The following is a 15,156-nucleotide window of genomic DNA, read 5'->3' on the forward strand; positions in this document are numbered from 1 at the left end:
GGGCTTACGCCTCACTATTATCGTCATATGCTAAAATTCATTTTGTCATAGGTCAATAATGATCGACGGAAAAACCGCTAACGAAATTTTTGACAGTATTCGTCAACATGTCGCTACAGGCACGTTGGCAGCAGGAGAAACATTGCCGCCAGTGCGTGAACTGGCAACAGCATTGAACGTTAACCGTAATACTGTCGCGGCGGCTTATAAACGCCTTGTCACCTCCGGACTGGCGCAGAGCCTTGGACGCAATGGCACGGTGATCAAAGAAATTTCTACCCCCGTTGCGCTGGAAGGTGGCAATCCGGATACCGCGCTTGTCGATCTTTCCGGCAGTAATCCAGCGCCTTCGCGTCTTCCAGACCTTAGCCGTTATTTCGTGAAAATAAATAAGAATCCGCGTTTATACGGCGATGCCGCCGTATCCCCCGATCTTAAGGCGTGGGCCACGCAATGGATGCAGGAAGCCGTCCCAGGCAAGGGAGAAATCGATATCACCAGCGGCGCTATTGACGCCATTGAACGTCTGCTGTGCGCACATTTACTGCCTGGTGATAGCGTTGTCGTAGAAGATCCATGCTTTTTGAGCAGCATTAACATGCTGCGTTATGCCGGATTCTCAGCAAACCCTGTCAATGTTGACCACGAAGGCATGCAACCAGACATGCTGGAAACTGCGCTACAGAAAGGCGCACGGGCGGTGATTCTGACGCCGCGCGCTCATAACCCGACGGGATGCAGCCTGAGCGCATCCCGCGCGGCGCAATTGCAGGAAATCCTGGCCCGTTATCCGCAGACGCTGGTAATCGTCGACGACCACTTTGCGCTGCTGTCCGCTTGCCGTTGGTATCCAGTGATTGCGAAAGAAACCACCCACTGGGCTGTTGTCCGTTCGATGTCTAAAACGTTAGGCCCGGATTTACGTCTGGCCATTGTGGCCAGCGATCCGCTCACTTCCGGGAAACTGCGTTTGAGGCTCAACTCCGGCAGTCAGTGGGTCAGCCATTTGCTTCAGGATTTAGTCTGCGCTTGTCTTAGTGACAAGGATTACCAGCATACGCTGGCACAAACCCAGCAATTTTACGCCGCCCAGCAGCAAAAGCTGACGGCCGCCCTACTGCAACATGGCATTGCGCTGCCGGTCGGGGATGGTCTCAATCTGTGGCTGCCGCTGGAAGATAACAGCCAGGCGACCGCTTTTGCGCTGGCAAAATCCGGTTGGCTGGTACGCGAAGGTGAAGTATTTGGCGTTAATACCCCTGCGCACGGCCTGCGCATTACGCTGTCAACATTATCAGACAGCGACATTGATAAGCTGGCGAGTGATATCCATCAGGCGCTAAAGCGCTAACAGGAGAGAAAAAGTGCGAGTTCATTTTGTTATTCATGAGTCCTTTGAATCTGCTGGCGCGTATCTGCCGTGGGCCGAATCACGCGGCTATACCATCACCTGGTCGCACGTTTACGTCGGAGAAAAGGTTCCCGCTAACGCCGATGGCTTCGATATGCTGGTGGTATTTGGCGGTCCGCAGTCACTCCGGACCACGCTTGCAGAGTGTCCATACTTTGACGCTCAGGCCGAGCAGCATCTGATCAACCAGGCGATTGCGGCACGTAAAATCGTGGTGGGGATCTGTTTGGGGTCGCAGTTAATCGGCGAAGCGCTGGGCGCGAAAGTATGCCAGAGCCCGGAAAAAGAGATTGGTCACTACCCGATCGCCCTGACCGAAGCAGGCCAACAGCATCCGTTGTTCAGCCATTTTGGTTCACCGCTTACCGTCGGTCACTGGCACAACGATATGCCGGGATTAACCGACCAGGCGACAATTCTCGCCACAAGCGTTGGCTGCCCGCGACAAATCGTACAATACGGTAATTTCGTCTATGGTTTTCAGTGTCATATGGAATTTACCGCCGAAGCGGTCGAAGGATTAATTCAGCACTCAGAGCAGGAGCTGGCCGAAGCCAAAGGGAAGCGTTTCATCCGCTCTGCTGAAGAGATGCGCGCATGGGATTACCAACAGATGAATGAGAAGCTGTGGCAATTCCTTGATAAGCTGGTGGAAAAACGTAACGATGGATCATCTCAGGCTGGATAAAACACGCAACAGCTTATCCAGCCATCGTGCCAGGCGGTTGCCTGATGGCGCTACGCTTATCAGGCCTACCAGTTAAATCCCCAACCCCTGGTTGAAGTGCTCTTCACCAAAGACACCGGTTGAAAGATAGCGATCGCCGCGATCGCAGATGATCGCCACCACCACAGCTCCCGGCGTCGCACGCGCCACGCGTAGCGCACCGGCCACCGCGCCGCCAGAGCTGACACCGCAGAAAATGCCTTCGCGAACGGCCAGTTCACGCATGGTGTTTTCCGCATCGTTCTGATGAATATCCAGCACTTCATCCACCAGCGAGGCGTTAAAAATGCCCGGCATATACTCCGCTGGCCAGCGGCGGATTCCCGGAATACTGCTGCCCTCTTCCGGCTGCAGACCCACGATAGTAACCGGTTTTTCCTGCTCGCGCAGAAAACGCGACACACCGGTTATGGTGCCGGTGGTCCCCATGCTGGAGACGAAATGAGTGATACGTCCTGACGTCTGCTGCCAGATTTCGGGTCCGGTCGTGGTGTAATGCGCATACGGGTTATCAGGATTATTAAACTGATCGAGCAGTTTACCTTCGCCACGCTGCGCCATCTCAAGGGCTAAATCGCGCGCCCCTTCCATCCCCTGCTCTTTGGTCACCAGAACCAGTTCAGCGCCGTAGGCTCGCATCGCCGCACGGCGCTCCTGACTCATGTTGTCTGGCATCAGAAGCTTCATACGATAGCCTTTCAGCGCGGCGATCATCGCCAGCGCAATGCCGGTGTTGCCGCTGGTGGCCTCAATTAGCACGTCGCCAGGCTTAATTTCTCCACGCTTTTCCGCTTCGACGATCATCGACAACGCGGCGCGGTCTTTCACCGAACCCGCGGGATTATTGCCTTCCAGCTTGACCCAAATTTCACTACCGTTATCCGGCGTCAGACGTTGTAATTTCACCAGAGGCGTATTGCCAATTGTTTGTTCTAATGTGTTCACGTTTTAAGCTCGTAAAAAAGCCCGGGGGCGCAGCGCTTACCGGGCGATAAACATACTTTTTAACCTATCAGGCACTTTGCGCCAGAGCAAGTTCCTCTTCACGCGTTTCAATACGCTGGTCGCCGTTATACAGACGTGCATTTTGCAGCCCAACAAACAGGCGCTCGCCGCGACTCGGGGAATCATCCCCCTGCATGACCACTGTCAGTGGTTCGTTATACCACCCCAACGGTTGCACAACTAATTGGGTGTAGTGACCTTTCGGACTGGCTTCCAGCACCTGAACCGGCAGCGGTGAATCAAGACTGGTACGGCGGCTGACGTCCACTTCCCACGGACGCAGGAACAGATCCACCGGTCCCTGATAGCCTGGCGTATAGCCCAGCGGCCAGCGGTGTGCGCCGACGTGGAATTGTCCACCGCGAATCGTCCCCTGCAGGCGGTTAACCTCGCCCATAAACTCGAGCACAAAACGGGTAGCCGGTTCGCGCCATACCAGATCGGGCGCATCAGCCTGTTCGATATGGCCCTGGCTCATCACCACCACGCGGTCTGCAACTTCTGTCGCTTCCTCCTGATCGTGAGTAACAAACACGCTGGTGAACTTCAGCTCTTCATGCAACTGACGCAGCCAGCGACGCAGCTCTTTACGTACCTGAGCATCGAGCGCGCCAAACGGCTCGTCGAGCAGCAGAATCTGCGGCTCTACCGCCAGCGCACGCGCCAACGCCACACGCTGTTTTTGCCCGCCGGAAAGCTGCGCCGGGAAACGGTCAGCCAGATGAGCCAATTGAACCATCTCCAGCAGTTGGGTAACTTTTGCTTTGATAGCCGCCGCATTCGGACGCTCACGCCGTGGCAGAACCGTCAGGCCAAAAGCGATGTTGTCGAAAACGCTCATATGGCGAAACAGCGCATAATGCTGGAACACGAATCCCACCTTACGGTCGCGGGCATGCAGACGACTGACGTCAGTACCGTGAAAACGGATATGCCCGCTGGACTGATGCTCCAGCCCGGCAATGATGCGCAGCAGCGTGGTTTTACCCGAGCCGGATGGCCCCAGTAGCGCGACCATCTGACCCGAAGGAATATCCAGCGAGATATCGTTCAGCACCTGGGTGCGACCAAAAGACTTCTTAATATTGGCAATCTCAATGCTCATGATTTTCCTCCTGCTGCGCGCGTTTCTCCTGGTTTTCCAGGCGCCATTGCAACATGCTCTTCAAAAACAGGGTAATAATCGCCATCAGCGTTAATAACGCCGCAGCGGTAAAAGAGCCGACGGTGTTGTAGTCCTGCTCCAGTAATTCAATCTGTAGCGGCAGGGACAAGGTTTCGCCGCGAATCGAGCCGGAAACCACCGATACCGCACCAAACTCGCCAATCGCACGGGCGTTGGTCAGCACCACGCCGTACAGCAACGCCCAACGAATATTCGGCAACGTCACGCGGCGGAACATCTGCCAACCGGATGCGCCAAGCAGAACCGCCGCTTCGTCTTCATTGCTGCCCTGGCTTAACATCACCGGCACCAGTTCACGCACCACAAACGGACAGGTGACGAATACTGTGACCAGCACCATTCCCGGCCAGGCAAACATAATTTGCAGATTGTGTTCATCCAGCCATCCCCCCAGCGGACCGTTAGAGCCGTAAAACAGCAGATACACCAGGCCGGCGACCACCGGCGAAACGGCAAAAGGAATATCCAGTAAGGTCAGCAATAGCTGACGTCCAGGGAAGTTAAAACGGGTCACCAGCCACGCCAGCAGCACGCCAAACACCAGGTTCACTGGTACAGCAATCAGCGCAATCAGCACCGTCAGCCAGATAGCGTGCAGCATGTCCGGGTCGGCCAGATTCTGTAATACCGGCATTAATCCCTTGCTGAACGCCTGCACGAAGATGTAAATCATCGGCACCAGCAAAATAAACGCTGACACCAACATACCAGTCCCGATCAGAAACCATTTCCCCCAGTTAATGCGGGGTGCGCCATAGTGTTTCAATTGAGTAATGTCTGCCATCAGTGACCTACCACGCGTCGACCAAAGCGACTTTGCAGGGTGTTAATCGAAAACAGCAGCAGCAATGACGCCCCGAGGATCACAGAGGCAATCGCGCTGGCGGCCGGGTAGTCAAACTCCTGTAGCCGAACAAAAATCATCAGCGAGGTCACTTCCGTTTTCCATGCGATGTTCCCAGCGATAAAGATAACCGCGCCAAACTCACCGAGGCTGCGGGTAAACGAAAGCGCAACGCCCGCCACCAGCGCAGGAGACAGCTCCGGCAGCACCACTTTACGAAAGCTCTGCCAGCGCGTGGCACCGAGCGTTTCTGCGGCTTCTTCATATTCCGGGCCTAACTCTTCCAGCACAGGCTGCACGGTTCGCACCACAAACGGAATGCTGGTAAACGCCATCGCCACCGCGATACCGAGCCAGGTGTAGGTCACCTTGATATCAAACTTCGCCAGCCACTCACCGTAGAAACCGTTGACCGAAAACAACGACGCCAGCGTCAGACCTGCTACCGCCGTTGGCAACGCAAACGGCAGATCCATCAACGCATCCAGCAGCGAACGGCCCGGAAAGCGATAGCGGGTCAAGATCCACGCCATCAGCAAGCCAAACAGGCCGTTGAAAATCGATGCCACAAATGCCGACAGCAGCGTCACTTTATAAGCCGCTACCACCTGCGGGTTGGTAATTACATCCCAGTATTGTGCCCAGCTCATTTGCGCCAATTGCATCACCAGCGCGCTAAGCGGCAGCAGCAATATCAGGCAGACAAAAAGTAAGCTGGTGCCCAGGCTTAAGGTGAAGCCAGGCAGCACGCGTCGGGAAGAAACAGCAAACATTTACTTACGCCCCGCCGCCAACAGTTTGTCCAGTTCACCGCCGCTGACAAAGTGCGTTTTCATGACCTCAGGCCATGAACCAAACTTGTCTTCCACGCGGAAAAGTTCGGTCTGCGGGAATTTATCTTGCTGTTTGTCCATCAGCTGCGGGTTATTCACGCGGTAATAGAAATCGGTAATGATGGTTTGCGCCTGTGGGCTGTACAACCAGTTCAGGTACGCTTTCGCCGCTTTTTCAGTCCCGTTGGCCTGCACGTTTTTATCTACCCAGGCTACCGGAAATTCGGCGAGGATATTGGTTTTCGGAATAACGACTTCGAAACCCTGCGCTTCATACTGTTTACGAATGTTGTTCACTTCTGATTCGAAGCTGATCAGCACATCGCCCAATCCGCGCTCTGCAAAAGTGGTGGTAGCACCGCGACCGCCGGTATCAAACACTTCGACGTTTTTCAGAAACTGGGTCATGAACTGTTCGGTTTTGGCTTTATCGCCACCGTCCGCTTTATCCGCAGCACCCCACGCCGCAAGATAGGTATAGCGCGCGTTACCGGAGGTTTTGGGGTTCGGGAAAATCAGTTTCACATCAGAACGCACAAGGTCATTCCAGTCATGAATGTTTTTCGGGTTCCCCTTACGCACCAGGAAACCCATGGTGGAATAGAACGGCGAGCTGTTATTCGGCAGACGACTTTGCCAGTCGGCGGGGATCAGTTTGCCTTTGTCATGCAGGATCTGCACATCGGTGACCTGGTTATAGGTCACCACATCGGCTTTCAGCCCTTGCAGAATCGCCAGCGCTTGTTTTGATGACCCGGCATGTGATTGTTTAATCGTCAGTTTATCACCGCCATTATCCTTCGCCCATTGCTGTTCAAACGATGGATTAAGGGCGGCAAAAAGCTCACGTGAAACATCATATGAACTGTTCAGCAGTTCCGTTGCCTGCGCCTGACCCACCAGCAATAGCATTGCAGCCAGCGTCAGGGTTCTTTTTTTCAGTAAGTTAACGGCCATTGCGCACCCTTATAAATTTAATGACTTTCTATTTGCCATCATATTTATAACCAGCGCTAAAGGAGTAACGGTTTTATATACCGTTTGATGATTTGAAAGTTGAAAAGAGAATAAGAGGTACCTCCTCCCCTGCACATGGGGAGGAGACCGGCATCAATCAGACGCCGACGCTAACGCTTTCAGGCAGGGTGCTGCCGCCATCAATCACGTTTTGCGTGCCAGTTAAGTAACTGGACTCATCCGACGCCAGAAACGCCGCCAGTTCACCGACTTCGAGCGGGCAGGCCAAACGGCGCATCGGGATCGCTTTCGCCATTTCGACTAATACGGATTCAGGATCTTCCGGGTTAGATTGACGCGCGATATTCTCTGCCATCGGCGTACGAACGTAGCCCGGGCAAATAGCATTAACGCGAATGCCGGACTGCGCGTATTCCACCGCCAGGGATTTGGTCAAACCGATGATCGCGGCTTTCGACAGCGCATAGGCCGTCTCACCCGGATCGGCAACCATATCGCCAGTCACTGATGACATCATTACGATACGCCCATCTTTGCGCGCAATCATCTCCGGCAGAACGGCTTTCGTCACGTTCCAGACACCTTTAATGTTGATATCAATGTGGAAATCGCGATCTTCATCGCTCATATCAAGGAAGTTGCCGAGGCGACAAACCCCCGCATTGTTGACCAGAATATCGATTTTGCCTTCAATCTTCTTCGCGCGTTTCACCGCGGCGGTAACAGAAGCAAAATCTCTGACGTCAGCGTGAACCGCCGTACAACGGTGGCCGCGTCCAGCCAGTTCATCCGCCAGTTTTTCAATCTCATCGGAGATATCCAGCAGGATTAAGTTCGCGCCATGGCGGGCAAACGTTCTGGCAATCCCTTCGCCAATACCCTGAGATGCGCCCGTAATCAATGCTGTTTTGCCCGTGAGTTTTCCCATTTCAATATTCTCCTTTTGAATATGAAGCCTTCGCTTCATTCACGCAGAAGATACAGCAATAACAAATTAGTGCTGAGGAATAGCTCACTAAATCAGGTTAATCTCAGGTAAAAAAATCCCCGACGGTGCGGGGACTCAACAACATTCACGATCTGAACAGATGAACAGAGGACCTACAGCCTTTTTTCCAGCAAATGTGCTCTCATCAACTCAGATGCCATCTGTGCATCCCCTTTTTTGATATGAAGCAGTATTTCTCTCTGTTTTGTCGCCGTATCAAGAAAATACTGACGATCGTTAGCAGGTAGCGACTCCCTGGTTTTCTCGAAATAAGTAATCAAAACATCAGAGAAAACCTGAAGCACCCGGTTACCACTCGCCTGTAGCAACAGTAAATGAAAATCCCTGTCGTGACGATCGGCCACCAGCGGGTTATCAGCATTTTCTTCAATGAGCCTTAACTCACTCTCCAGTTTAGAGAGCATTGCCGGGAAAATTCTGCGCGTTGCCAGAGGGATAATCGCACACTCAATCAGGATCCTTGCCTCTGTAAATTCTGTGATATCAAACCCGGACAAATCAAACTGCATTAGCAACTGGTTATTTATGTTGTGCTGTTCCAAATTTTTCAAGACGCTGCCACGACGGGGAGAGCGTTCAAGCATTCCCATCTGAACCAGTGTGCTGAGCGCCTGACGAACTTTATATCTTGATGTATTAAAACGAACAGCAAGTTCAGTCTCAGTTTCAATGCGACCATCTGCATCACGGTTAGCATCATCAAGCAGATAATTTTTAATACTTTCAAATAGTTCGTTTTTGTTATCCATAAACACTCTCTGATTAAAGAGCAACAAAACTCATGAGTATAAATAATCTAATAAGTTAGATTGCTTAATATACTGTTATGGTAAGATTATAGCCCCTATTATTCAAATTATATCAAGCTATTTGTTAATAAAAAGGAATTAATTATGGTGTTATTCGTAACTCAGTTTGCGATAGTGCTTATATGTATCGGTATAGGTGGGCGTTTTGGCGGGATTGGCCTAGGGGCTGCAGGCGGGTTAGGACTCGCTATCCTGACTTTTGGTTTTGGACTCCCGCCCGACTCACCTCCTATAACTGTTATTTCTATTATCCTTGCTGTTATCACTTGTATCACAATTCTCCAGGCTGCTGGCGGGCTTGATTTATTCGTTACGATGGCTGAACGGATCCTCAGAAAGTGGCCGGGCGCTATCACTTTTCTCGGACCAGCAGTCGCTTACCTTTTCACTGCAATCTGCGGAACTGGATATGTTGCCTTTTCCGTTTATCCAGTAATTGCAGAAATTGCAGCAGATGCGAGGGTACGGCCAGAAAGAGCTATGTCGATGTCAGTCATCGCTGCCAATTTTGGGCTCATTGCCAGCCCAGTCAGTGCGGTCGTGACAGGGACAATTGCAGTTCTTGCTGGATTACATGTCTCTGCTTTAGATATCTTGTTAGTCACCATTCCCGGAACTTTCCTTGGCTGTCTTGTCGGCTGCCTGTTCGTCTTTAAAAGAGGTCACGAGCTTAGCAGCGATCCGGAATTCCAACGCAGAGTTGCTGAAGGTGAGTTCGAATCGATAAAAGCTGAAGAGCGAGCAGCCAGCATAGTGACTAAAGAGGCCAAGAGAGGATTACTGATTTTTCTTATCGGGATCATCCTGGTCGTGCTTATGGGTTCAATTCCTGAACTACGTCCTGAATGGAATAACGGCACAGGGATGGAGCGTATGAGTATCCCAACCACGCTGCAAATAGTTATGCTGACAACAGCATGTATTATTATGATGGTGTGTCGAATTTCTCCTTCAAAACTTGATTCAGGTTCTGTTTTCAAAGCCGGCCTTGTGGGTGTTGTCGCCATATTTGGTCTGTCATGGATGATGAACTCCTTTTTTGAAGCATGGCACGAATTATTTAACACGGCTTTCCACGATTTTCAGAATCCAGTATTGTTCGGCATTATTGTTTTTGGGCTTTCTGCCGTAATTTATAGCCCAGCGGCAACTGCTGTAGCATTACTCCCCGCAGGCGTGTTAATGGGATATCCGGCAGAAACTTTGGTCGCCCTGCTCCCACTAACCTGTGGATCATTCATTATTCCGGGGGGAGCACAGATTGGCTGTGTGGCGTTTGATCGTACTGGGACAACTCGAATTGGCAAGTATGTGGTTAATCACAGCTATATGCTACCCGGCCTTGTTACCGTTGTCGCATCAACGCTTTTTTGCTTCCTTTTTTCCAGTATGCTGATGTAGCGCGGTAGAGTAATTAAATAGAGCTAATACCTACTTGTTTTGGCATCCCCCTTGATTCAGTTCAGAGAGGATGCCATTACGTCCTTCTCAATATTACTACTGTCATTTCCCACAGAATGCGCTTTACAGGACAACCTGAGCAATTAAGTAGGCAAAAATTACCTGAGAGATAACCATCACAAAGCCCGGACGAATGTAGCTATGGTTGACAACAAAACGTCCAATCTTTGTCGTGCCTGTTCGGTCAAATGCAACGCAACCGATTTGATTGGCGCCCGGTATAATAAAATCACCACAGGTACAGGCAAAAATGGCGATAAGATACGGTGCTGGTATTCCCAGGGTAACGCCTAGTGGCATGATGGCGGCAACCGTCGCCGCCGGGCTCATAATGACCAGAGAGAACAAGAACACAACCACACCAAAAAGCATCGGTGCGCCATTTACCATGCCACCAAAGACCTTAATCAATTCTGGTTGATAAGCATCAAAAAACGTTGCCGTCATCCATGAAACGCCAAGTATTGCAACCACCCCCATTAAACCAGCACGGAATACTGAGCCACTGTTCAAGGTACTACTTGGTACTTTACTGACAATCATAATAAACAAAGCAGCTGTCAGCATAATCATTTGAATAACCATCGGGGTTGACAGTCTTTTTCCATCCCAGGAAGGGAGTAACCCGGTAAAAGAACCTAAAATTAGAACCAGCACCACCCCAATCGCAAAGATAACGACCCCTTTTTTTGCGCCCGCTGAAGCAACATATTCTTTTTTCTGCGCAGTATGCATGAACTCATATTCACCAGCGGCAACACGCCTCTGAAACTCAGGATCATCCTCCAGCTCTTTTCCTCGTTTGTAAACTGAAAAGCTGGTAACAATGGCAGCCATAAAAAATGAAGGAAGAGCAATAGCCAGTATTTGTCCAAGGCTAATTCCAGCATATTCATGCAGAATAGCCAGCATCCCCGCTGTTGCTGCACTCATCGGGCTGGCGGCAACCGCGACACTAGCCGCTATAACTGTTGCTGATAACGCTCGCTCCGGGCGGACCTTAGCTTCAGCGGCAACCTCAGCGACGACCGGATACAAAGAGAATGCAACGTAAGTGGTCCCGCAGAATAACGTAAATATTGAAGTCAGTATTGGAGCAACAAAAGTAATAGCTTGTGGCTTTTTACGGAGTAATTTTTCAGCCACGCGCACAAGATAATCAAGTCCACCAGCAGCCTGTAATACACTGACTGCGCCAATAACACAAATAATAATTAACATTGCAGTAATAGATGGTGTGGAGGGCTTAAGTCCAAAACCCAGAACTAATATTGCAACACCAAGTCCGCCCCCAGCACCAAGTCCCATTCCGCCATAACGCCCGCCGATACCAATACAAGCGAGCACAATAAATAATTGTAAAAAAAACAAAGCATCCATTTTTTCACCTCAAAGCCCTCCCGGATATTGCATCCGGGAGATATTAATTATTATGCTTAGGATTAGTTCAGATATGATTTAGCAATTTCGATCTGTTTTTTAACGGCATCCGTTCCTGTTCCGCCATAAGACATCCTTGCTTTAATACAAGCTTCCAGAGATATATTCTCATAAATATCATTTTCAATTTTATTATCAAATGAATGAAATTCATCCATTGTAAGCTCTTCCAGCATTTTTCTATGTTTTATACAGTAATTAACAGCACTGCCGACAATATGGTGAGCTTCCCTGAAAGGAATTCCTTTACGAACCAGGTAATCAGCCATATCGGTCGCATTTGAGAAGCCTCTTGCCGCCGCGTTGCGAGTATTCTCAGAAAGAATAACCATTTTATCGAGCATCGGCGCCATAATTTTTAGACTGGTTTGCAAAGTATCCATGGAATCATAGACCTGCTCTTTATCCTCACTCATATCAGTATTATAGGCGAGAGGGATCCCTTTCATAATGGTCAGCATCGCCATTAAATTTCCGTACATACGACCGCCTTTACCGCGCATTTTTTCAGCCACATCAGGATTTTTCTTCTGGGGCATGATGCTGGAGCCAGTACAGAAATCATCAGAAAGCTCAATAAATTTAAAGTCCTGACTTGAGAATAAAACCAATTCTTCTGACAAACGGGTAAGATGCATAAAGCACATAGCGGCTGCAGCAGTGAATTCAACCATATGGTCACGATCGCTGACAGAATCAATACTATTCTCAGTCGGCTTATCAAAGCCAAGCTGTTGAGCAGTGAAATCACGATCAATAGGGAAAGTCGTACCTGCAAGAGCTGCTGAACCTAAAGGACATTCTCCCATGCGTTGATAAAGGTCTTCAAAACGAGTCCAGTCACGACGTAACATCCAATAATATGCCATGATCCAGTGTGATAAAAGAATAGGCTGACCGGTCTGTAAATGAGTATAGCCCGGCATAATCGCATTAATATTATTTTCAGCTTTATTAATAATAATTTTTTGCAGATGAACAATATCCTGCTGAATCTCACGAATAGTTGATCTCATATGCATTTTAGAATCGACAGTCGTCTGGTCATTACGACTTCGACCTGTATGTAGTTTCCCACCTACAGGACCAATTATTTCGGTCATACGTCTTTCGATTGCCATATGAATATCTTCATCAACAGTGTCAAAAACGAACTGCCCTTCTTCAATTTCTTTACCTACTTGCCTTAACCCGCCAATAATCGCATTCGCTTCATCCTGTGCAATAATCCCCTGACGGCCCAACATAGTTGCGTGGACAATACTCCCTTGAATATCAAAAGGACAGAGGCGTTGTTCCAGCATAATTGTCGCGTTATATGATTCGACCAGCTTATTTGTAGGCATATCAAAACGCCCACCCCATAATTTTGTAGACATAAAACCTCCAATGCACTTTTGTTGCCAAATGGTTAAGAATAAATTCCGTTATTTTTCGCTCATTTTCAGATTACAAGACCATCATTTTAATTGTCAACAAATGAAGGCATTAAATCAATTTATGATGAAATTAATTACACTTATAAGACATTTTATTTTTATGAATAGAGTAAAAGAATCAGATCTTCGTCACATTTAAACCGTGATTTAATTCAGATATATTTAGATTTTTTAAAGTAACTATCCGGAACTTATTAATTCAAAAGGGCAGTGTTTAATATCGGTGCTTTAAACAACTAACTGACAGGTAAACAACACTGAACCTGGAATGGGATTTTTTACGATGAGCGTCAATGCGGATGCATCATCTGCATGGCAGACGTTGTGGGGTTCAACAGGTAACTATTTTGTGAAAGATGGCGGCGTAACCGCCATCAGGAATCAAAAATTACAGCGCCATCAGTCGATCCAGGGATGGAGCAAAGTAATAGCCGCCAGTCACCGGTTTGGTGAAACGCAGCATCGCGTCGCGCTTACCGTCTGTATCGCCAAACATGCTCAGCAGCTGCTGCTCAATGTTGTGCAGACGGGCGCAGTAGGCGCAGAAATAGAGACCGTGCGTACCGCTGGCGGTGCCGTATGGCAGGCTCTGGCGCACAATTTTCAGCCCTTTACCGTCTTCTTTGAGATCGACGCGGCTCAGGTGAGAGGTAGCCGGGCGCTCGTCGCCGTCGATCTCTTCGTTGGCTTCCTTGGTACGGCCAATCATCATTTCCTGGTCGTGAATGCTCATGCGGTTAAGCTGCTTCAGGTTATGTTCCCAACGCTGCACAAACACATAGCTGCCGCCAGCATCCACGCCATCTTTAATCACTGCGACATCACGACGTGTTTCTTCGCCTGCCGGGTTTTCAGTGCCGTCAACAAAGCCGCTGAGATCGCGCTCCTCAACCCAACGGAAACCGTGGATCTCTTCTTTAACCTCAATGCAATCGCCAAATGCTTCCATTGCCGCCTGCGCGACAGAAAAATTTACGTCATGGCGCAAAGAGAGAATATGGATCAACACATCATATTGGGTCGCCGGCGCCAAACCTTTACCGTAAGGGATAAAGTCTTTTAACTCTTCTGCGCCAACGCCGCCACTCAGTGTACGCCAGGTGTTGTTGCCAAAAGCGACAACCGCGCCCAGATGCGCATCCGGGAACGTAGCTTCAAAGGTTGCCAGCTTATCGGCGAAGATTTTGCTGGCCGCACGCAGGACCTCAACGTCGCCTTTAACATTGGCTTCAATCCAAATCGCCGCACGGCAATGTTCTGGCAAAATGCCACTCTGAACCTGAGACATTGTTCCTCCTGAAAAAAAGATGCCACGACATCGTGGCATTGATTGGCGCTATTCTACCTGTTTTTTTAGTAAGCCGATTTGTTCAGACGCAAATTAACGCTGCCAGATAATTTTGCTTACTTTCCATGCTTTCAGCGTGTCGTCAGACGGCATTAAGCCTTCAGGCCCGCTCCACTCGCCGGAAAAGACATAGCTAATATGCTGACTTCCTTCAGCTTTACATTCAACGCCCGCGCTATCATCGCCGGTTGCTTTCTGACAATGACCAAAGGCTTTAGTGTAAAGCTCGCTAAACGGTGTACCGATTTTGACACCCGCAGAAGACGAAATATCGCTGTCTAATAAATCAATACGGTTGATGGTTCCCTGGGTGCCATTGATAACCATCGCGAGCTTGTCATCTTTCATCGCTTCATAGAAACGCACCACATTCCCGTTATCGGTCTTCATTCCGCTGCGCAGACGGTATTCCCCGTCCAGCGCATCAGCAATGGATTTTTCATCCAGCGGTGTCGCGCCCGTTAACGCTCCGACGCCCTGCTCAGTGACCTGCGTTGAAGAACCAAACCAGTTCCACGGATTGGCGGCAGACCAGTTTACTGACGACAACGTTGAACACCCGGTCAGTAGTAGCGGCATCGCGCATAAAGTCAAACGCAGTGATTTCATTTCACTTCCTTCCTTATTTATCAACGTTGCTTGGAGTCCGCTTTCGCCAAAAAGTGC

14 protein-coding genes are annotated in these 15,156 nt (G+C 49.7%); 3 read left to right on the forward strand and 11 right to left on the reverse strand.

The window, feature by feature from the left end; genetic code table 11:
- Positions 1–58: 58 nt before the first annotated feature.
- Positions 59–1,351 carry a MocR-like B6 salvage transcription factor PtsJ gene (ptsJ, locus tag ACU8YC_RS07045; RefSeq protein WP_151217604.1) on the forward strand — a complete coding sequence of 431 codons (1,293 nt, stop codon included), beginning with the start codon at positions 59–61 and terminating at the stop codon, positions 1,349–1,351.
- 13 nt (positions 1,352–1,364) lie between these two features.
- Positions 1,365–2,099: a type 1 glutamine amidotransferase gene (locus ACU8YC_RS07050; protein WP_446895141.1), complete on the forward strand. Its 735-nt coding sequence runs from the start codon at positions 1,365–1,367 to the stop codon at positions 2,097–2,099.
- A 72-nt stretch (positions 2,100–2,171) separates the two neighbouring features.
- Here ACU8YC_RS07050 and cysM read toward each other — a convergent pair whose 3' ends face one another.
- From cysM to ACU8YC_RS07085, 7 genes are all read right to left on the reverse strand, one after another.
- A complete protein-coding gene (gene cysM, locus ACU8YC_RS07055) occupies positions 2,172–3,083 on the reverse strand; it encodes a cysteine synthase CysM (RefSeq protein WP_151217608.1) in 912 nt (303 codons plus the stop codon).
- Between the two features lie 67 nt (positions 3,084–3,150).
- On the reverse strand, positions 3,151–4,248 hold the full coding sequence (gene cysA / locus ACU8YC_RS07060) for a sulfate/thiosulfate ABC transporter ATP-binding protein CysA (RefSeq protein WP_151217610.1): 1,098 nt from the start codon (positions 4,246–4,248) through the stop codon (positions 3,151–3,153).
- Positions 4,238–5,113: a sulfate/thiosulfate ABC transporter permease CysW gene (gene cysW, locus ACU8YC_RS07065; protein ID WP_086550289.1), complete on the reverse strand. Its 876-nt coding sequence runs from the start codon at positions 5,111–5,113 to the stop codon at positions 4,238–4,240. The genes cysA and cysW overlap by 11 nt, the downstream gene beginning before the upstream one ends.
- A complete protein-coding gene (gene cysT, locus ACU8YC_RS07070; RefSeq protein ID WP_446895142.1) occupies positions 5,113–5,946 on the reverse strand; it encodes a sulfate/thiosulfate ABC transporter permease CysT in 834 nt (277 codons plus the stop codon). The genes cysW and cysT overlap by 1 nt, the downstream gene beginning before the upstream one ends.
- A complete protein-coding gene (gene cysP, locus ACU8YC_RS07075) occupies positions 5,947–6,963 on the reverse strand; it encodes a thiosulfate/sulfate ABC transporter substrate-binding protein CysP (protein ID WP_446895143.1) in 1,017 nt (338 codons plus the stop codon). It abuts the gene before it with no gap.
- A gap of 157 nt (positions 6,964–7,120) precedes the next feature.
- Entirely contained in the window at positions 7,121–7,912 is a 792-nt protein-coding gene (gene ucpA, locus ACU8YC_RS07080) for an SDR family oxidoreductase UcpA (protein WP_103771634.1), read from the reverse strand.
- Between the two features lie 173 nt (positions 7,913–8,085).
- A complete protein-coding gene (locus tag ACU8YC_RS07085) occupies positions 8,086–8,742 on the reverse strand; it encodes a FadR/GntR family transcriptional regulator (RefSeq protein WP_151217613.1) in 657 nt (218 codons plus the stop codon).
- A gap of 144 nt (positions 8,743–8,886) precedes the next feature.
- Between ACU8YC_RS07085 and ACU8YC_RS07090 the strand changes: the two genes are divergently transcribed.
- Positions 8,887–10,203: an anaerobic C4-dicarboxylate transporter family protein gene (locus tag ACU8YC_RS07090; protein ID WP_187253526.1), complete on the forward strand. Its 1,317-nt coding sequence runs from the start codon at positions 8,887–8,889 to the stop codon at positions 10,201–10,203.
- Positions 10,204–10,326: 123 nt separating this feature from the next.
- On the opposite strand, the gene ACU8YC_RS07095 is transcribed toward ACU8YC_RS07090, so the two are convergent.
- The 4 genes from ACU8YC_RS07095 to ACU8YC_RS07110 all read right to left on the reverse strand — a co-directional run bounded on the left by ACU8YC_RS07095 (position 10,327) and on the right by ACU8YC_RS07110 (position 15,099).
- Positions 10,327–11,643, reverse strand: a complete 1,317-nt coding sequence (locus ACU8YC_RS07095; protein WP_187258625.1) for an anaerobic C4-dicarboxylate transporter family protein — start codon at positions 11,641–11,643, stop codon at positions 10,327–10,329.
- A gap of 62 nt (positions 11,644–11,705) precedes the next feature.
- Entirely contained in the window at positions 11,706–13,082 is a 1,377-nt protein-coding gene (gene argH, locus ACU8YC_RS07100; protein ID WP_187258624.1) for an argininosuccinate lyase, read from the reverse strand.
- Positions 13,083–13,530: 448 nt separating this feature from the next.
- Complete coding sequence (yfeX, locus tag ACU8YC_RS07105; protein ID WP_151217617.1) at positions 13,531–14,430, reverse strand: porphyrinogen peroxidase; 900 nt, start codon at positions 14,428–14,430, stop codon at positions 13,531–13,533.
- Positions 14,431–14,523: 93 nt separating this feature from the next.
- Entirely contained in the window at positions 14,524–15,099 is a 576-nt protein-coding gene (locus tag ACU8YC_RS07110) for an RpoE-regulated lipoprotein (RefSeq protein ID WP_446895144.1), read from the reverse strand.
- Positions 15,100–15,156: the final 57 nt, after the last annotated feature.

This window comes from Citrobacter sp. VF227, assembly GCF_052950715.1.

Bases quoted from the DNA above. Each gene is read 5' to 3' on its own strand.
- ptsJ (WP_151217604.1), top strand. From the start codon at position 59: ATGATCGACGGAAAAACCGCTAACGAAATTTTTGACAGTATTCGTCAA.
- cysA (WP_151217610.1), bottom strand. From the start codon at position 4,248: ATGAGCATTGAGATTGCCAATATTAAGAAGTCTTTTGGTCGCACCCAG.
- cysW (WP_086550289.1), bottom strand. From the start codon at position 5,113: ATGGCAGACATTACTCAATTGAAACACTATGGCGCACCCCGCATTAAC.
- cysT (WP_446895142.1), bottom strand. From the start codon at position 5,946: ATGTTTGCTGTTTCTTCCCGACGCGTGCTGCCTGGCTTCACCTTAAGC.
- cysP (WP_446895143.1), bottom strand. From the start codon at position 6,963: ATGGCCGTTAACTTACTGAAAAAAAGAACCCTGACGCTGGCTGCAATG.
- ucpA (WP_103771634.1), bottom strand. From the start codon at position 7,912: ATGGGAAAACTCACGGGCAAAACAGCATTGATTACGGGCGCATCTCAG.
- ACU8YC_RS07085 (WP_151217613.1), bottom strand. From the start codon at position 8,742: ATGGATAACAAAAACGAACTATTTGAAAGTATTAAAAATTATCTGCTT.
- ACU8YC_RS07090 (WP_187253526.1), top strand. From the start codon at position 8,887: ATGGTGTTATTCGTAACTCAGTTTGCGATAGTGCTTATATGTATCGGT.
- ACU8YC_RS07095 (WP_187258625.1), bottom strand. From the start codon at position 11,643: ATGGATGCTTTGTTTTTTTTACAATTATTTATTGTGCTCGCTTGTATT.
- argH (WP_187258624.1), bottom strand. From the start codon at position 13,082: ATGTCTACAAAATTATGGGGTGGGCGTTTTGATATGCCTACAAATAAG.
- yfeX (WP_151217617.1), bottom strand. From the start codon at position 14,430: ATGTCTCAGGTTCAGAGTGGCATTTTGCCAGAACATTGCCGTGCGGCG.
- ACU8YC_RS07110 (WP_446895144.1), bottom strand. From the start codon at position 15,099: ATGAAATCACTGCGTTTGACTTTATGCGCGATGCCGCTACTACTGACC.